Here is a 15,765-nt window from a genome sequence, read left to right as displayed (position 1 = left end):
GAAATGCTTCTATTCTTCTTTTATTCTGCCAAATAGTTGACCTGAAGTGATAAAATGTATTATAATCGTAAAAGACATGCTGAAGAAGTGTTTCTTTTTGCATGCTGAAGTTAGTATGTAAGTGTGATGTTTCGGAGGGAGGGAAAGAGAATGTCAAAAACAGTCGTTCGTAAAAACGAGTCTTTGGAGGATGCACTTCGCCGTTTTAAAAGATCGGTTTCTAAAACTGGTACACTTGCTGAAGCAAGAAAGCGCGAGTTTTATGAAAAACCAAGTGTAAAACGTAAGAAGAAATCTGAAGCGGCAAGAAAGCGTAAATTCTAAGAGAGGGTGTAAGTTATGAGTCTTCTCGGTCGTTTAAACGATGATATGAAACAAGCGATGAAGAATAAACAAAAAGAAAAATTAACCGTTATTCGTATGGTTAAGGCTGCTTTACAAAATGAAGGTATTAAACTGCAACATACTCTTACTGAAGAAGAGGAAATAACAGTTTTAGCTCGTGAAGTAAAACAGTATAAGGACTCCCTCCTTGAATTTAAAAAAGCTGGTCGTGAAGACCTTGTTAATAAACTGCAAAGTGAAATTCAGATTTTAAGCGCATATTTGCCAGAGCAATTAACTGAAGAAGAACTAGTTGATGTAATCAAGCAAGTTATTTCTGAAGTTGGTGCGACTTCTAAAGCAGATATGGGTAAGGTGATGACTGCTGTTATGCCGAAAGTAAAAGGTAAAACAGACGGATCACTTGTGAATAAGCTGGTTATCCAGCTATTAGCGTAAAAAAACGTCTCATTTCGTATGAGACGTTTTTTTATTGTTCTTATTAAGGAGAAACGCTATATTACTTAAAAAGGGTTTCTATAAGTGATAGAAAACCCTCTAGTTAAAGTTTCAATTTATTATTTCCTTGTATAATTCCGATTCTACACCTATTCTTACTTCCTTGACTAAAACTTCTTTCGCAAATAAAAGCTAAGTACCGAACCTTCTGAAAATCAGATTGAAGTTTTATAGCTTGCTCTTCAGCATAATCCTCAAAGGTAACGAAAGAGATTCTAACTATTTTAGATTTTGCATCAGTTGCATAAAATGGCCGGATATTACTGTCGATAATTTGTTTTATAACATTCGAAATTTCTTGACTAAAGCCAATTTACTTTCGTATTTCCTCATTTATTAATTCATTTTTTAATGAACCCTAATATTTTTTGAAATTCATATAACAACCATCTATAAAATATTCTTACTTACAACGTAACATTCAGAGTGGAGAAATTTTCTTTTTTTTTTTGATTTTATCCCTCATTAACGGGCAGCCCGATTGGTGAGGGGGGATTAAAGTTTCACTTTATCTCATTTGTCCAATAAATGACAACTACTTATTCTATGGTCAGTATGTCACATCCAGAACGAATTGTAACAGTTTTTTTCAAGTTTCTAACTTCTCGCTAGGCTCAATTTCTTAATGTAACTTGTACTGATATCCTGTAGGGGCGCATATTCTTGTATTAATACTTCTATTATTAAAGGTAACATCCTCTGATCCATCATTGTCCTGACAAATATGATTTCATATAGCGACTGTTTTAATTAACATGATATGAACTCTTACAGAATATAGTTATGTTAGTGAAGTCGTTATAACACGATAGGCACTTGTGAAGAAATACATATATATGGGATGAGAGGGGGTCTTTCGAGATGAAGAAATTAGAACAAATGAAAAATTGGTTGACAAAACAAGTAGACCTACCAGTGGATGTATTAATGGATCTACCTCGGATTACTCTTGTTGGGCAAATACATATTTATATAGAAAATCATCGGGGGTTATTAGTGTTTTCAGATAAAGAAGTGCGATTACTTTTAAAACACGGTCAATTATTAATTAAAGGACAATCCTTTGTTATTAAAACGATTCTTCCAGAAGAGCTTTTGCTCGAAGGGATAATTGAGCAAGTAACATTTTTAGAAAATGAAAAAAAAGGTGATTGAAGTAAAACTTCCATTTGTGAAGTTTTTCTTCTTTATCCTGTAAAAGTTCCGTTGATAGAGACTGATTACAGTTTTACTCGGTTTCATTTTAGTACGAGCTATTTTAATGTTTCAAATAAAAAGTAGTATATCTACTTTTAGAAAGGTAGTGAAGGTGGTAAATGAAAAATAAATGGTTTATAAAGTGGCTTGGATATGTAAAAGTGCGAATTGAAGGTAGAGGAGCGGAACGGTTTGTTAATGAATGTGTACGGAGGAATTTATTAGTTTGGGATGTTAAAAAGATAGCTGATGAAACGTTAGTTTTTTGTATGTTGTTACGCGATGTGAAAAAAATAAAACCAATTTATAGAAAAAATGAATGTAAATTATATTTTATTGGACGTTATGGTTTTCCTTTTTGGAATAAGCGTTTAATTAAAAATAGTGGATTTTTAATTGGTTTTTTAATTTTCTTTTTTGGTGTGATTGCAATGTCAAATATGGTTTGGAAAATTGAAATTACAGGAGCAAAACCTGAAACGGAATATATATTGATGAAAGAATTGGATAAAATGGGTATTAAAAAAGGGAAACTACAATTTCAAATGCCGAATGTAGAAGATGTACAACGCCATTTGACAGATAATATTAATGCCATTACTTGGGCGGGACTAGAAGTAAGAGGAACGACGTATCATTTTAAAATTGTTGAAAAAAACGAACCGAAGAAAGAAAAGGAACAAAGGCCGCAAAATTTAGTAGCAAAAAAAGAAGCGATTATTACAAAGACGTTCGTAGAAGTTGGAAAGCCGGTTGTACTGAAAAATGATCATGTAGAAAAAGGGCAGATTCTCGTATCAGGAATATATGGTAATGAGGAAAGTCCGACGATTGTTTCAGCGAAAGGTATTGTGTATGGAGAAACGTGGTATACATCTAAGGTGGATGTCCCGTTAAAGACGCAATTCCAAGTGTATACTGGTAATGTATACAATGAACATTTTCTTAAATTTGGGGATACGAAAATAAAAATATGGGGATTTCAGCATGATAAGTATAAACGCTCTCGTACTGAAAGTGTAAAGCATGATGTGAAATTATTTGGTTTTACACTGCCGATTGCATATGAAAAAGATGTTGTGAGAGAAGAGGAAGAAGCGAATCGAGAATATACAGAAAAGCAAGCGCTGAAAGTAGCGAAAGAGATGGCCGAAAAAGAACTAAAGAAAAAATTGGATGAACATGCTATGATTGTAAGTGATAAGATTTTGAGTAAAGAGGTTGAGGCGGGTCAACTAAAGGTCACATTGCATTATACTGTGGTTGAAAATATTGCAGAGCCACAACCAATATCCGAATCCGATATTCAAGGAGACTGAGTAATGGCAGAACAATTAGTAGAAATGAACCAACAATTGGAAAATACTAACGAAGCAATCGCTCTTTTTGGAGTCAATGATGCACATTTAAAAGTAATTGAACGAGAACTGAATGTATCGATCGTAACTAGAGGAGAAACTGTTCATGTATCTGGGGCAGTTGAAACGGTGACACTCGTAGAAAAAATCTTACAGCAATTACTTGTTGTAATTCGTAAAAGTATATCAATTTCAGAGAGAGATGTTGCGTATGCAATTCAGCTTGCACAACAAGGGAAAATTGCTCAATTTGAAGAGTTATATGAAGAAGAAATTTTCAAGACTGCAAAAGGTAAATCCATTCGTGTAAAAACAATGGGGCAAAGACGATATATTCATGCGATGAAGAAGAATGATATTGTCTTTGGGATAGGGCCTGCAGGAACTGGAAAAACATACTTAGCTGTAGTAATGGCTGTGAGGGCTTTAAAACAAGGGTATGTAAAGAAAATTATTTTAACAAGACCTGCTGTAGAAGCTGGAGAAAATTTAGGTTTTTTACCAGGGGATTTGAAAGAGAAGGTAGATCCATACTTACGCCCATTATATGATGCCTTACATGATATTCTTGGACAAGAATATACGCAGCGTATGATGGAGCGAGGAGTAATTGAAATCGCGCCGCTTGCTTATATGAGGGGGCGTACGCTTGATGATTCATTTGTTATTTTAGATGAGGCTCAAAATACAACGGGTGCTCAAATAAAAATGTTTTTAACAAGATTAGGTTTTAGTTCTAAAATGGTTATTACAGGGGACCCTTCACAAGTAGACTTGCCAAAAGGGGTAAAATCAGGGCTATCTATAGCTGCTAATATTTTATCTGGTGTATCAGGCCTGTCATTTATTACATTAGAACAAACGGACGTTGTGAGACATCCATTGGTGCAACGTATTATTGAGGCATATGATAAAATGGAATGATCCTATTTGTCAGGATCATTTCTTTTTGTATGATAAGGTTGGCGAACGTCATATTTTTTACTATCATGAAAGATAAGGAAAATAAACTATAGGTACTAGTGTATAAAATGTTGCCTCAAAGTATCGTTTGGTAGAAGAAATGAAAGCTATAAATAGTTTCACTTTATTTCTGGAGAGGAGAAGGTATTGAAATCATGTCAAGATCTCAAGAAATTTCTAAGTGGTTTCGTAATTTACAACATTCGAAAAAACTAAGTTGGATTTCTTACGTTGTATTAGGAGCAGTGCTGTTTTTTGCGCTTATGAATAATGTAAAACCAGAGCAATTAGATGTTAATATGTATTCTATTGCGAAAAAGACAATCCATTCTCCTATAAAAATTGAAGATAAAGTTACAACGGATAAAAAGAAAAAAGAAGCCGCTACAAAAGTTGAAGATCAATATACATATAAAAGTGAGTATAAACAAAACAAAGTTGATATTGTGAATGACGTCTTTGCTAAAGTGGATGAAGTGGTGCAAGAGATTAAAGCTGTTGGACCGGATGATCAAAAAAAGATGACTGATGCTGAGAAAGTGGAGAAGTTAAAAAAGAAACTACCCGCTGACTTAACGAAAGAATTATCTGATTCAAACTTACTAAGTTTGATTAATGCAGATTCGAGCCAATTAGTATTAGCGAAAGATGCTGCGGTCACAGCGATTAATAGTATCATGACTGAGCATATTAAAATGGACGAATTGAAAGATGCGAAAGAACGATATGTAAGTGAGATGAATAGTGTTAATGTTGATAATGGTTTAAAAGAGTCAATTAAGGCGCTAGGAAGATATGCAATTTCAGCAAACTATTTTTATGACCCGATCTTAACGAAAGAGAAGAGAAAAGCAGAGGAAGATTTAGTTCCACCTGTTTATATTCTTCAAGGACAAGTTCTTGTTAGAGAAGGTGAAACAATTTCAAGTGATGTGTATAATCAGTTGAAATTAGTTGGTTTGTTAGAAAAAGGGAACGGCTTTCAACCTTATGTTGGATTAGCGGTACTCATTGGTGTGTTACTATACTTTATGCATAAACAATTTGAATTATTTTTAAAGAGAAAAAGAGAAGATAGACCGTATGTTTTAGCGTATATTACAATTTTGTCTATCACAATCGTCTTAATGAAAATCATTAGTTTGTTTCAAAAACTTGAATACGCGGGGATTGCATATGTTGTCCCAGTTGCGATGGGAACAATACTTGTAAAACTAATGATTGGTGATCGATTTGTCTTTTTAACGAGTATGATTTTTTCTGTATGCGGAAGTATTATGTTTAATGAAGGAGTAACGAGTACATTAAATTATAGTGTAGGGATTTACGTATTGTTAAGTTCATTATCGGTTAGTATTTTCTTGCGAGAAAAAAATCGTCGTACAATGATTTTACAAGCTGGTATACTCGTTTCTGTATTAAATGTAGTCGTATTGGCGGCGCTCTTATTATTACGTAATGGGAATTTTTCGCCTCTTGAAATTGGTACGCAATTATTAATGGCTTCACTTTCAGGGATTATATCATCCGTTTTGGCTATGGGGATTTTACCATATTTAGAAAGTGGACTTGGAATCGTATCAAGCATGAAGCTTATGGAACTATCAAGTCCAAATCATCCGCTTTTACGCAGAATTTTGTTAGAAGCGCCAGGGACATATCATCATAGTGTAATGGTAGCGAATCTTTCTGAGGCTGCTTGTGAAGCAGTCGGGGCGAATGGTGTATTAGCGCGTGTAGGGGCATATTATCATGATGTAGGAAAAACAGTACAACCGCAATTTTTTATTGAAAACCAAATGGGAATTGAAAACCCGCATGATAAATTAGATCCTGTAACGAGTAAAGATATTATAATTGCTCACGTAACGGATGGAGTAAGAATGCTCGAAGAATATCATATTCCACAAGAAATTATTGATATCGCTGGGCAACATCACGGTACAACGTTACTGAAATATTTTTATTATAAAGCTATTAAAGAAGATAAAGAAAAATATACAGAAGAGATGTTCCGTTATCCAGGTTCAAAAGCAACTTCGAAAGAATCGGCAATTGTTGGTATTGCTGATAGTGTAGAAGCTGCGGTACGTTCTATGAATCACCCAACGCCAGAACAAATTAATAATTTGGTGCAAAGTATTATTAAAGATCGACTACAAGACGGTCAATTTAGTGAATGTGATTTGACGTTTAAGGAACTACAAATCGTTGGAAAAACGTTGTGTGAAACGTTAAATGGTATTTTCCATTCGCGTATTACATATCCGGAACTTCCGGAAGAAAAGGAGAAAGAATGAGTTTGTTAATTGATTTTATTGATGAAACAGAAGAAGTAAAAGAAGCGTATATGAGTTTAATTCGTGAAGTGTTAGAAAAAGCAGCTCAAATGGAAAATATCGAGGAGGGTGCGGAGGTATCGGTGACATTTGTAGATAATGAGCGCATTAGAGAAATTAATCGTGATTACCGAGATAAAGATCAACCTACAGATGTAATATCCTTTGCGATGGAAGAAATGGGAGAAGGAGAAATGGAGATTGTTGGTGCAGAGATGCCACGCATGTTAGGTGATCTTATTATCTCTATTCCAAGGGCGAAAGAGCAAGCTGAAGAGTACGGACATTCTTTCGATCGTGAACTTGGATTTTTGGCATTACATGGCTTTTTACATTTACTTGGTTATGATCACATGACAGAAGAAGATGAAAAAGAAATGTTCGGAAGACAAAAAGAAATTTTAGAAGCTTTTGGATTAGGACGATGAAAAAAGGAAAACTTATAGATAGTTTTGGATATGCTATAGCTGGTATATTCTTTTGTTTTCGTCATGAGCGAAATATGAAAATCCATTATTTAGCCGCAGTCATTGTTATATGCTGCGGCTTTTATTTCCATATTACGAGAACAGAGTGGATGATATTACTTATTGTAATAGGGAGTGTAATGAGTTTAGAAATGGTAAATACGGCTGTGGAAAAAACAGTAGATTTAGCGACTGCCGATATTCATCCATTTGCAAAAATTGCAAAGGATGTTGCGGCAGGAGCGGTTTTATTGTTTGCAATTATAGCTGTTATAATTGGTGCTATTATCTTTTTACCGTATATGGTATAGTTGCATTCCGAAGCTTTTATTAAGCTTTGGAAGTGCCGTAAGGGGCTTTAATGAGAGAGTGTACCTCTTCATAGCTGTGAACAGGAAGGATGCGGGAATATGAATAGTAAACAATTAATTTTAGAAGCAATCGAAGCGCGTAAACAAGCGTACGTACCATATTCTAAATTTCAAGTAGGTGCAGCACTATTAACGCGCGATGGAAAAGTATATCGTGGATGTAATGTTGAGAATGCATCATATGGCTTATGTAATTGTGCTGAAAGAACAGCTTTATTTAAGGCGGTTTCTGAAGGAGATAAAGAATTTGTAGCCATTGCGGTTGTAGCAGATACAAAGCGCCCAGTACCTCCTTGTGGAGCATGTCGACAAGTTATGGTAGAATTATGTAAACAGGATACGAAAGTATACTTAACAAATTTACATGGTGACGTTCAAGAGACGACAGTCGGAGAATTGTTACCAGGAGCATTTTTAGCGGAGGATTTACATGAATAGAAAAGGTTATAAATCAGGTTTTGTCTCTATTATTGGCAGACCGAATGTTGGGAAATCTACATTTTTAAATCGTATTATCGGCCAGAAAATTGCTATTATGAGTGATAAGCCACAAACGACTCGTAATAAAATTCAAGGTGTATATACAGAAAATGATGCACAAGTTATTTTCATTGATACACCAGGAATACATAAACCTAAACATAAACTAGGCGACTTCATGGTGAAGATGGCGCAAACGACATTAAAAGAAGTTGATATCGTTCTGTTTATGGTTAATGCTGTCGAAGGCTTTGGTCGTGGTGAAGAATTCATCATCGAGAAGTTAAAAGAAACGAAACAACCAGTATTTTTAGTAATTAATAAAATTGACCAACTTCATCCAGAGCAATTACTAGAGTTAATTGATCAATATCGTAAACTACATGAGTTTGCAGAGATTGTACCAATTTCTGCGTTAGACGGTAATAATGTGGACGCTTTAATTGGAACAATTAAAAAGTATTTACCAGAAGGACCACAATACTATCCAGATAATCAAGTAACGGATCATCCGGAGAGATTTATTATTGCAGAGCTTATTCGTGAGAAAGTACTACATTTAACACGTGAAGAAGTGCCGCATTCTGTGGCTGTTGTTATCGATGCGATTCAAAAGCGTGAGGGCGGGGCAGTTTATATAAATGCAACGATTGTTGTTGAACGTGCATCACAAAAAGGAATCATCATCGGAAAACAAGGGAAAATGTTAAAAGAAGTTGGTAAGCGAGCTCGTTTTGATATTGAAGCGCTACTTGGTTCTAAAGTATTTTTAGAAGTATGGGTAAAAGTGCAAAAAGATTGGCGTAATAAAATGTCTCAGCTTCGTGACCTAGGTTTCCGCGAGGATGAGTACTAAAATAGAGTCAAGCTGTAATCAGTGGATGGTTGGTTCATCCACTGATTATTGGTTTTTATGAACTTTGATAAATTAGGAAAAATTTTTCTCACATGAAAATGGACAAAATGGGTCAATTTAATAACAACAAAGGAAATTGGTTTATAGGCTACGCTTATTGAGAAAGGTGGATTCTTATGCTAGATTTTACCTGGAAGTTTTTCTCCAAAACAGGAAGCATTGAAACGTACTTGCTTTTGAAAGAAATGGAAAAAGACGTAAACGATGAGATGGATCAACATGAAGAGGAGCTAGCGCATCTAGACTCTCCAATTTCTTGACCCGTTTTGTTCAAACCTTGGATGGTGACGAACATGTTTCAAAAAGTTGAGGGCATCGTTATCCGTACGACAGATTACGGAGAAACGAACAAGATTGTTACAATATTCTCAAGAGAACTTGGTAAGGTAAGTGCAATGGCAAGAGGGGCAAAAAAACCGAAAAGCCGATTAGCATCTATGTCGCAATTAATGACACATGGCCAGTTTCTTATTCAAATGGGATCTGGGCTTGGAACATTGCAACAAGGCGAGATTATTTCAACTATGAAAGAAATTCGCGAGGATATATTTTTAACTGCTTATGCATCATTTATTGTTGAATTAACTGATAAAGCAACAGAAGATAAAAAACATAATCCGTATTTATTTGAAATGTTATATCAAACGTTGCATTATATGTGTGAGGGTGTTGATCCAGAAGTATTATCATTAATTTATCAAACGAAAATGCTTCCGGTATTAGGGATGCGCCCGTACTTTGATACATGTGCGATTTGTCATCAAGAAACAGACTTTGTCGCCTTCTCCGTTAGGGAAGGCGGTTTTCTGTGCTCACGTCATGCGGAGCAAGACCCGTATCGTATACCGGTAGGAGAAGCTGTTCATAAATTATTACGTCTTTTCTTCCATTTTGATTTACATAGGCTCGGAAATGTATCGGTAAAGGATAGCACAAAAAAACAAATGCGTTTAGTATTGAATACATATTATGATGAATATTGCGGAATTTATTTGAAATCAAGACGTTTTTTAGAACAACTTGATAAGTTTCAAATATAATTTTGGGCCGTATACGGTCCTTTTTACATACTTTCTTTTTCGAATAGCATATTTAGTATATAATATTTAAGAGATAGTATAACTTTTTTCGTTGTGCATTAAAGGTGGTGATTATCATAGAGCTGAATAAACGGCAAGAACATATCATTCAGATTGTAAAAGATCACGGTCCTATTACAGGGGAATCAATTGCAGCGCAATTGGGTCTAACACGTGCGACGCTAAGACCAGACTTAGCAATTTTAACGATGGCTGGTTATTTAGAAGCACGTCCACGCGTAGGTTATTTTTATACGGGTAAAACTGGGGGGCAGCTATTATCTGAAGCTGTTAAGAAAATTAAAGTACAAGATTATCAATCTAGACCGGTTGTAATTGATAAAAATGTTTCCGTATACGATGCAATTTGTACGATGTTTTTAGAGGACGTTGGTACATTGTTCGTTGTAGATCAGATGACTCTATTAGTTGGTGTTGTGTCTCGTAAAGATTTATTAAGAGCGAGCTTAGGAAAGCAGGATTTAACCTCTCTTCCGGTTAATATTATCATGACAAGGATGCCAAACATTGCGATGTGTCGTAGAGAGGATTCTTTATATGATATTGCGATGGAATTAATAGAAAGACAGATTGATGCAATGCCAGTTGTAAAAGATACGAAACAAGGTTTAGAAGTGATTGGGCGAATTACAAAAACAAATATTACACGTGCGTTTGTAAATTTAGTAAATAACGAATAAGTGTAATTTGTTTAAAGTGAGGTAATGTAATGGATAATAAAATCGTATATGTCGTATCTGACTCTGTAGGGGAAACGGCTGATTTGGTTGTTCGAGCAGCAATGGGGCAATTCCCGTTTGCTCCTGATATTAGACGTGTACCATATGTAGAAGATACAGGGACACTAAAAGAAGTGATTTCGATTGCTAAGAGTAATCAAGCACTTATATGTTTTACGTTAGTTAAGCCTGATATGCGCAAATATTTAGTAACAGAGGCTGCAAAAGAAGGGGTAGAGGCATACGATATTATCGGCCCTCTTATTGATCAAATAGAAGAAATTACGGGGCAAGTGCCGAGATATGAGCCAGGCGTTGTCCGTAGGTTAGATGAAGAATACTTTAAAAAGATTGAAGCGATTGAGTTTGCTGTGAAGTATGATGACGGCAGAGATGCACGAGGTATTTTAAAAGCGGATATCGTGTTGATTGGTGTTTCGCGTACATCAAAAACACCACTTTCCCAATATTTAGCTCATAACAAACGCTTGAAAGTTGCGAATGTACCACTCGTGCCAGAAGTTGACCCACCTGAAGAACTATATCAAGTGGCAAAAGAAAAATGTTTCGGTTTGAAAATTACGCCAGATAAGTTAAATCATATTCGAAAAGAACGATTAAAATCACTTGGATTAAGTGATGGAGCAACATATGCAAATATTAATCGTATTCAAGAAGAAATTAATCATTTTGAGGAAGTAATTAGTAAAATAAATTGCCAAGTAATCGATGTATCGAATAAAGCGATTGAAGAAACAGCAAATATTATTGTGAATGCAGTGCAAAACCAAAAAATGTTTTAGCACATTTACCAAAGGTGAATGTGCTTTTTTCGCTCGTGTGAAATATGATACCTATGGATTTTGTAATAGATTGTAGTGTAATGGTTATACTTATACTCCTTTGTCTTTTAGTATATTCAAGGTGTGAGTTTGTCATCCTGAAATGTAAGATGAAAAAATAAAGGGATATGTAGCGTAGTTGAAGAAAATATATTATAATAAAAAATTGTGATAAAAACCTATATTTTACGTTTAGACTTTAATTTTTCAGAATAAACTAGGGATAGGATTTACGAAAAAGACATGTAATTACGTTAAATCGACAAAATCTATACAAGAAAACGCACATTATGGAAGGATTCGCAGAAGGGATGTAGAATACAGAAATATGCAAAGCATCAACAACATATTAGTTGGTGTAGATGTATATCCCGTGAAGGCTGAAATTGTGCAAGTTGGAGCGGAATTTCATGTCGGAATTTTGTTTGTCGCATCATATGCTCATCCTTTAAGGAAATAGCAAGGCAATTGGATCTTTGTAGATACTGAACAAAATGGAGTTGATCGTTATATGGATCAACATGAAAAAGTTACAAATCTCAAGATCAAACAGTATATGTGGCTTGCTACTCTTCTTATAAAAAGGTGTATATGTATTGTTTCTAAGAGATACATTTGTAACAGATGAGCAAATGTATACAATTTTATATAGCAAGTATGTATATGCGATTTATGCAGATAAAGGACCTATAGGAAAGGTTCAAAATCGTTTATACAATGTAATCGGCAACACTTTCTAACAAGTTTAGAAAAATATTGTCGAATTATAAAGGAATTTTTTAATTTATATCGAATACAAAATACGACACGGAGATGGAGTTATGGGGAACAGAATTCCCGAAGAAGTTGTTGAACAGATTCGGACATCATCCGATATTGTAGAAGTCATTGGTGAATACGTTCAACTTAGAAAACAGGGGCGTAATTATTTCGGCCTTTGTCCATTTCATGGTGAGAATTCTCCTTCATTCTCTGTTTCATCTGATAAGCAAATTTTTCATTGCTTCGGATGTGGAGAAGGTGGAAATGTATTTTCCTTTCTAATGAAAATGGAAGGACTGGCTTTTACCGAGGCTGTTCAAAAGCTAGGCGAAAGAAATGGAATTGCGGTTGCAGAGTATACATCAGGGCAAGGACAACAAGAAGACATATCTGATGACACTGTCATCATGCAACAAGCTCATGAATTATTGAAAAAGTATTATCATCATTTATTAGTAAATACGGAAGAGGGAAATGAAGCACTTTCATATTTATTAAACCGTGGTATTACGAAAGAGATGATTGAGAAGTTTGAAATTGGTTATGCATCACCTGCTTGGAATGCAGCGACGAAAATTTTACAAAAAAGAGGTTTATCGCTGTCTAGTATGGAACAAGCTGGCCTTCTAATAAGAAGTGAGAAGGATGGTAGTCATTATGATCGCTTCCGTGGAAGAGTTATGTTCCCGATCTATACGTTACAAGGTAAGGTGATAGCGTTTAGTGGAAGGGCGTTAGGAGATGACACTCCGAAATATTTAAATAGCCCTGAAACACCGATTTTTCACAAAAGTAAATTGTTGTATAACTTCCACCAAGCAAGACCGTTTATTAGAAAGCGTGGGCAAGTGGTTCTTTTCGAAGGATATGCCGATGTACTAGCTGCGGTAAAAAGTGGTGTGGAAGAAGCTGTTGCGACAATGGGAACAGCTTTAACTGAAGAACAAGCAAAACTTCTGCGACGTAACGTTGAAACTGTTGTTCTTTGCTATGATGGTGATAAAGCAGGGCGAGAAGCGACGATGAAAGCAGGGCAATTATTGCTAAAAGTTGGTTGCCAAGTGAAAGTCACATCCTTGCCAGATAAGCTTGATCCTGATGAATATGTGCAACAATATGGGACTACTGCTTTTGAAAATCTTGTGAAATCAAGTGTGAGTTTTGTTGGTTTTAAAATAAATTATTTGCGTTTAGGGAAAAATTTGCAAGATGAGTCTGGCAAAGAAGAATATGTGAAGAGTGTTTTAAAAGAGTTATCGTTGTTACAAGATGCGATGCAGGCAGAGTCATATTTGAAGTCATTATCGCAAGAATTTTCGTATTCAATGGAAACACTTTTGAACCAATTGCACCAATATCGCAAAGAACAAAAGGTACAGCAAAAACAAATAAAGCAGGTTGCTAAACCGTCTCAAGTCGTTCAAACAAAACCGAAGTTAACAGGTTTTGAAAGAGCGGAAAGAGAAATTATTTACCATATGTTGCAAAGTGCAGAAGTAGCTGTTCGTATGGAATCCCATATAGAAGATTTTCATACAGAAGAACATAAAGGGATTTTATATGAACTATACGCATATTATGAAAAGGGAAATGAACCTTCAGTTGGAACATTTTTAAGTTGGCTCTCTGATGAAAAGTTGAAAAATATTATCACTGATATTTCGACGGATGAATTTATTAATCCAGAATACACAGAAGAAGTGTTGCAAGGCCATTTGGAGACGCTTAGACGGCATCAGGAAAAACTTGAAAAGATGGAAATTATCTTTAAAGTGAAACAAATGGAAAAAACAGATCCTGTAGAGGCTGCTAAATATTATGTAGCATATTTACAAAATCAAAAAGCGAGAAAATAGCTTTTTTGATAAAGTTTTAGTATAATGAATGTTTGTATCTCGCGTAAGGAGGGGAACAGATGGCTGACAAACCAGCTCGTTCTAAACAAATTGAAACTGAAATGACCCTTGAGCAAGTGAAAGAACAACTCACTGAGCTCGGAAAAAAACGTGGCGTTCTTACATATGAAGAGATTGCAGAACGCATGAATGGATTTGAAATTGAATCCGATCAAATGGATGAATACTATGAATATTTAGGTGAACAAGGCATTGATTTAGTTGGTGATAATGACAACGAAGAAGGCCCTAATAATCGCCAAATTACAAAAACAGAAGAAGAGTTTGACCTCAATGATTTAAGTGTACCACCTGGGGTTAAAATCAACGATCCTGTTCGTATGTATTTAAAAGAAATTGGTCGTGTAGACTTACTATCTGCAGAAGAAGAAATTCGACTTGCAACGCGTATTGAAGAAGGCGATGAAGAAGCGAAACGTCGTCTTGCAGAAGCAAACTTACGTCTTGTAGTAAGTATTGCAAAGCGCTATGTAGGCCGTGGTATGCTTTTCTTAGACTTAATTCAAGAAGGTAATATGGGTCTAATTAAAGCTGTTGAAAAGTTCGATTATCGTAAAGGTTTCAAATTTAGTACGTATGCAACTTGGTGGATTCGCCAAGCTATTACACGTGCCATTGCAGACCAAGCGCGAACAATTCGTATTCCAGTTCATATGGTTGAAACGATTAATAAGTTAATTCGTGTACAACGTCAATTATTACAAGATTTAGGTCGCGAACCATCTCCTGAAGAGATTGGTGAGGAAATGGATCTTGCTCCAGAAAAAGTACGTGAAATCTTAAAAATTGCACAGGAGCCAGTTTCTCTTGAAACACCAATTGGTGAAGAAGATGACTCCCATTTAGGTGACTTTATTGAAGACCAAGAAGCAACATCGCCTGCGGACCATGCAGCCTATGAATTGCTAAAAGAACAATTAGAAGATGTGTTAGATACACTAACAGATCGTGAAGAAAATGTTCTACGTCTTCGTTTCGGTTTAGATGATGGACGAACTCGTACGCTTGAAGAAGTTGGGAAAGTATTCGGCGTAACGAGAGAGCGTATTCGTCAAATTGAAGCAAAAGCACTTCGCAAATTAAGACATCCAAGCCGTAGTAAGCGTCTTAAGGATTTCTTAGAATAGGTTATTTTTTAAGTTTACTTCACTTTTGTGAAGTAAACTTTTTTATTTTGTTAATTTTTGTTAAAATTTAGCTATGGGCAACGATTACAATTTCTTGTAATTTATTTTACAGAATTGTCTTTTGATTTGCAAATGCTCATTTTTCGATTTTTCGATTAATTTTGTTTATTATATACAAAAATATATGTAGAAAAGCGAAAAATATGATGAGAAACGTTAATAATTATCGAAATAATAAGCGATATGACAATAAAAAACAATAAACTGAATTTATGGAATATTTTTAACAAGTAGTAGTTTGCTCTTTTCTGATAGAGCGTTTTCAAGTACAATATAAATGACTGAATCATCTAACTATTTAGGGG

Annotated in this window: 17 protein-coding genes; all 17 read left to right on the top strand. The window is 35.2% G+C overall.

Features of this window, described 5'->3' with window-relative positions; translation table 11 throughout:
- Positions 1-150 precede the first annotated feature (150 nt).
- The 17 genes from rpsU to rpoD all read left to right on the top strand — a co-directional run bounded on the left by rpsU (position 151) and on the right by rpoD (position 15,400).
- Positions 151-324, top strand: a complete 174-nt coding sequence (rpsU, locus tag GBN78_RS02760) for a 30S ribosomal protein S21 (RefSeq protein WP_000048061.1) — start codon at positions 151-153, stop codon at positions 322-324.
- A gap of 15 nt (positions 325-339) precedes the next feature.
- Positions 340-783 (top strand): GatB/YqeY domain-containing protein, encoded by a 444-nt coding sequence (locus GBN78_RS02755; RefSeq protein WP_000054562.1) that lies wholly within the window; start codon positions 340-342, stop codon positions 781-783.
- Positions 784-1,704: 921 nt separating this feature from the next.
- A complete protein-coding gene (gene yqfC, locus GBN78_RS02745; protein ID WP_000732269.1) occupies positions 1,705-1,998 on the top strand; it encodes a sporulation protein YqfC in 294 nt (97 codons plus the stop codon).
- 161 nt (positions 1,999-2,159) lie between these two features.
- Positions 2,160-3,359 (top strand): sporulation protein YqfD, encoded by a 1,200-nt coding sequence (gene yqfD / locus GBN78_RS02740; RefSeq protein WP_000792499.1) that lies wholly within the window; start codon positions 2,160-2,162, stop codon positions 3,357-3,359.
- A gap of 3 nt (positions 3,360-3,362) precedes the next feature.
- Positions 3,363-4,322, top strand: coding sequence for a PhoH family protein (locus tag GBN78_RS02735; protein WP_000840520.1), 960 nt, complete (start codon positions 3,363-3,365; stop codon positions 4,320-4,322).
- A gap of 194 nt (positions 4,323-4,516) precedes the next feature.
- The gene (locus GBN78_RS02730) at positions 4,517-6,661 is read left to right on the top strand and encodes an HD family phosphohydrolase (protein ID WP_000091514.1); all 2,145 of its coding nucleotides are present in this window, start codon (positions 4,517-4,519) and stop codon (positions 6,659-6,661) included.
- Positions 6,658-7,128, top strand: a complete 471-nt coding sequence (gene ybeY / locus GBN78_RS02725) for an rRNA maturation RNase YbeY (protein WP_152126919.1) — start codon at positions 6,658-6,660, stop codon at positions 7,126-7,128. Before GBN78_RS02730 ends, ybeY begins: the two co-directional genes overlap by 4 nt.
- On the top strand, positions 7,125-7,478 hold the full coding sequence (locus GBN78_RS02720) for a diacylglycerol kinase family protein (protein ID WP_000715469.1): 354 nt from the start codon (positions 7,125-7,127) through the stop codon (positions 7,476-7,478). The genes ybeY and GBN78_RS02720 overlap by 4 nt, the downstream gene beginning before the upstream one ends.
- Before the next feature lie 99 nt (positions 7,479-7,577).
- Positions 7,578-7,976, top strand: a complete 399-nt coding sequence (locus GBN78_RS02715; protein WP_001086282.1) for a cytidine deaminase — start codon at positions 7,578-7,580, stop codon at positions 7,974-7,976.
- Positions 7,969-8,874, top strand: coding sequence for a GTPase Era (gene era / locus GBN78_RS02710; RefSeq protein WP_001080229.1), 906 nt, complete (start codon positions 7,969-7,971; stop codon positions 8,872-8,874). Before GBN78_RS02715 ends, era begins: the two co-directional genes overlap by 8 nt.
- Positions 8,875-9,050: 176 nt before the next feature.
- The gene (locus GBN78_RS02705) at positions 9,051-9,194 is read left to right on the top strand and encodes a YqzL family protein (protein ID WP_000883924.1); all 144 of its coding nucleotides are present in this window, start codon (positions 9,051-9,053) and stop codon (positions 9,192-9,194) included.
- 33 nt (positions 9,195-9,227) lie between these two features.
- The gene (gene recO, locus GBN78_RS02700; protein ID WP_152126917.1) at positions 9,228-9,974 is read left to right on the top strand and encodes a DNA repair protein RecO; all 747 of its coding nucleotides are present in this window, start codon (positions 9,228-9,230) and stop codon (positions 9,972-9,974) included.
- A gap of 107 nt (positions 9,975-10,081) precedes the next feature.
- On the top strand, positions 10,082-10,714 hold the full coding sequence (gene ccpN / locus GBN78_RS02695; RefSeq protein ID WP_000583756.1) for a transcriptional regulator CcpN: 633 nt from the start codon (positions 10,082-10,084) through the stop codon (positions 10,712-10,714).
- 29 nt (positions 10,715-10,743) lie between these two features.
- Positions 10,744-11,556 carry a pyruvate, water dikinase regulatory protein gene (locus GBN78_RS02690; RefSeq protein ID WP_000368937.1) on the top strand — a complete coding sequence of 271 codons (813 nt, stop codon included), beginning with the start codon at positions 10,744-10,746 and terminating at the stop codon, positions 11,554-11,556.
- Positions 11,557-12,191: 635 nt separating this feature from the next.
- A complete protein-coding gene (locus tag GBN78_RS30060; RefSeq protein ID WP_000479733.1) occupies positions 12,192-12,335 on the top strand; it encodes a hypothetical protein in 144 nt (47 codons plus the stop codon).
- A gap of 81 nt (positions 12,336-12,416) precedes the next feature.
- On the top strand, positions 12,417-14,213 hold the full coding sequence (dnaG, locus tag GBN78_RS02685; RefSeq protein ID WP_152126915.1) for a DNA primase: 1,797 nt from the start codon (positions 12,417-12,419) through the stop codon (positions 14,211-14,213).
- Positions 14,214-14,272: 59 nt separating this feature from the next.
- Positions 14,273-15,400: an RNA polymerase sigma factor RpoD gene (gene rpoD / locus GBN78_RS02680; protein ID WP_000764066.1), complete on the top strand. Its 1,128-nt coding sequence runs from the start codon at positions 14,273-14,275 to the stop codon at positions 15,398-15,400.
- The last annotated feature ends 365 nt before the right edge of the window (positions 15,401-15,765 follow it).

Origin of the sequence: Bacillus sp. B2-WWTP-C-10-Post-4, assembly GCF_009183805.1 — a bacterium.
Classification (GTDB): Bacteria; Bacillota; Bacilli; order Bacillales; family Bacillaceae_G; genus Bacillus_A; species Bacillus_A cereus.
This window is presented reverse-complemented; position numbering and strand designations above follow the sequence as displayed.

Coding starts and splice junctions, on each gene's coding strand:
- rpsU (WP_000048061.1), top strand. CDS start 151: ATGTCAAAAACAGTCGTTCGTAAAAACGAGTCTTTGGAGGATGCACTT.
- GBN78_RS02755 (WP_000054562.1), top strand. CDS start 340: ATGAGTCTTCTCGGTCGTTTAAACGATGATATGAAACAAGCGATGAAG.
- yqfC (WP_000732269.1), top strand. CDS start 1,705: ATGAAGAAATTAGAACAAATGAAAAATTGGTTGACAAAACAAGTAGAC.
- yqfD (WP_000792499.1), top strand. CDS start 2,160: ATGAAAAATAAATGGTTTATAAAGTGGCTTGGATATGTAAAAGTGCGA.
- GBN78_RS02735 (WP_000840520.1), top strand. CDS start 3,363: ATGGCAGAACAATTAGTAGAAATGAACCAACAATTGGAAAATACTAAC.
- GBN78_RS02730 (WP_000091514.1), top strand. CDS start 4,517: ATGTCAAGATCTCAAGAAATTTCTAAGTGGTTTCGTAATTTACAACAT.
- ybeY (WP_152126919.1), top strand. CDS start 6,658: ATGAGTTTGTTAATTGATTTTATTGATGAAACAGAAGAAGTAAAAGAA.
- GBN78_RS02720 (WP_000715469.1), top strand. CDS start 7,125: ATGAAAAAAGGAAAACTTATAGATAGTTTTGGATATGCTATAGCTGGT.
- GBN78_RS02715 (WP_001086282.1), top strand. CDS start 7,578: ATGAATAGTAAACAATTAATTTTAGAAGCAATCGAAGCGCGTAAACAA.
- era (WP_001080229.1), top strand. CDS start 7,969: ATGAATAGAAAAGGTTATAAATCAGGTTTTGTCTCTATTATTGGCAGA.
- GBN78_RS02705 (WP_000883924.1), top strand. CDS start 9,051: ATGCTAGATTTTACCTGGAAGTTTTTCTCCAAAACAGGAAGCATTGAA.
- recO (WP_152126917.1), top strand. CDS start 9,228: ATGTTTCAAAAAGTTGAGGGCATCGTTATCCGTACGACAGATTACGGA.
- GBN78_RS02690 (WP_000368937.1), top strand. CDS start 10,744: ATGGATAATAAAATCGTATATGTCGTATCTGACTCTGTAGGGGAAACG.
- dnaG (WP_152126915.1), top strand. CDS start 12,417: ATGGGGAACAGAATTCCCGAAGAAGTTGTTGAACAGATTCGGACATCA.
- rpoD (WP_000764066.1), top strand. CDS start 14,273: ATGGCTGACAAACCAGCTCGTTCTAAACAAATTGAAACTGAAATGACC.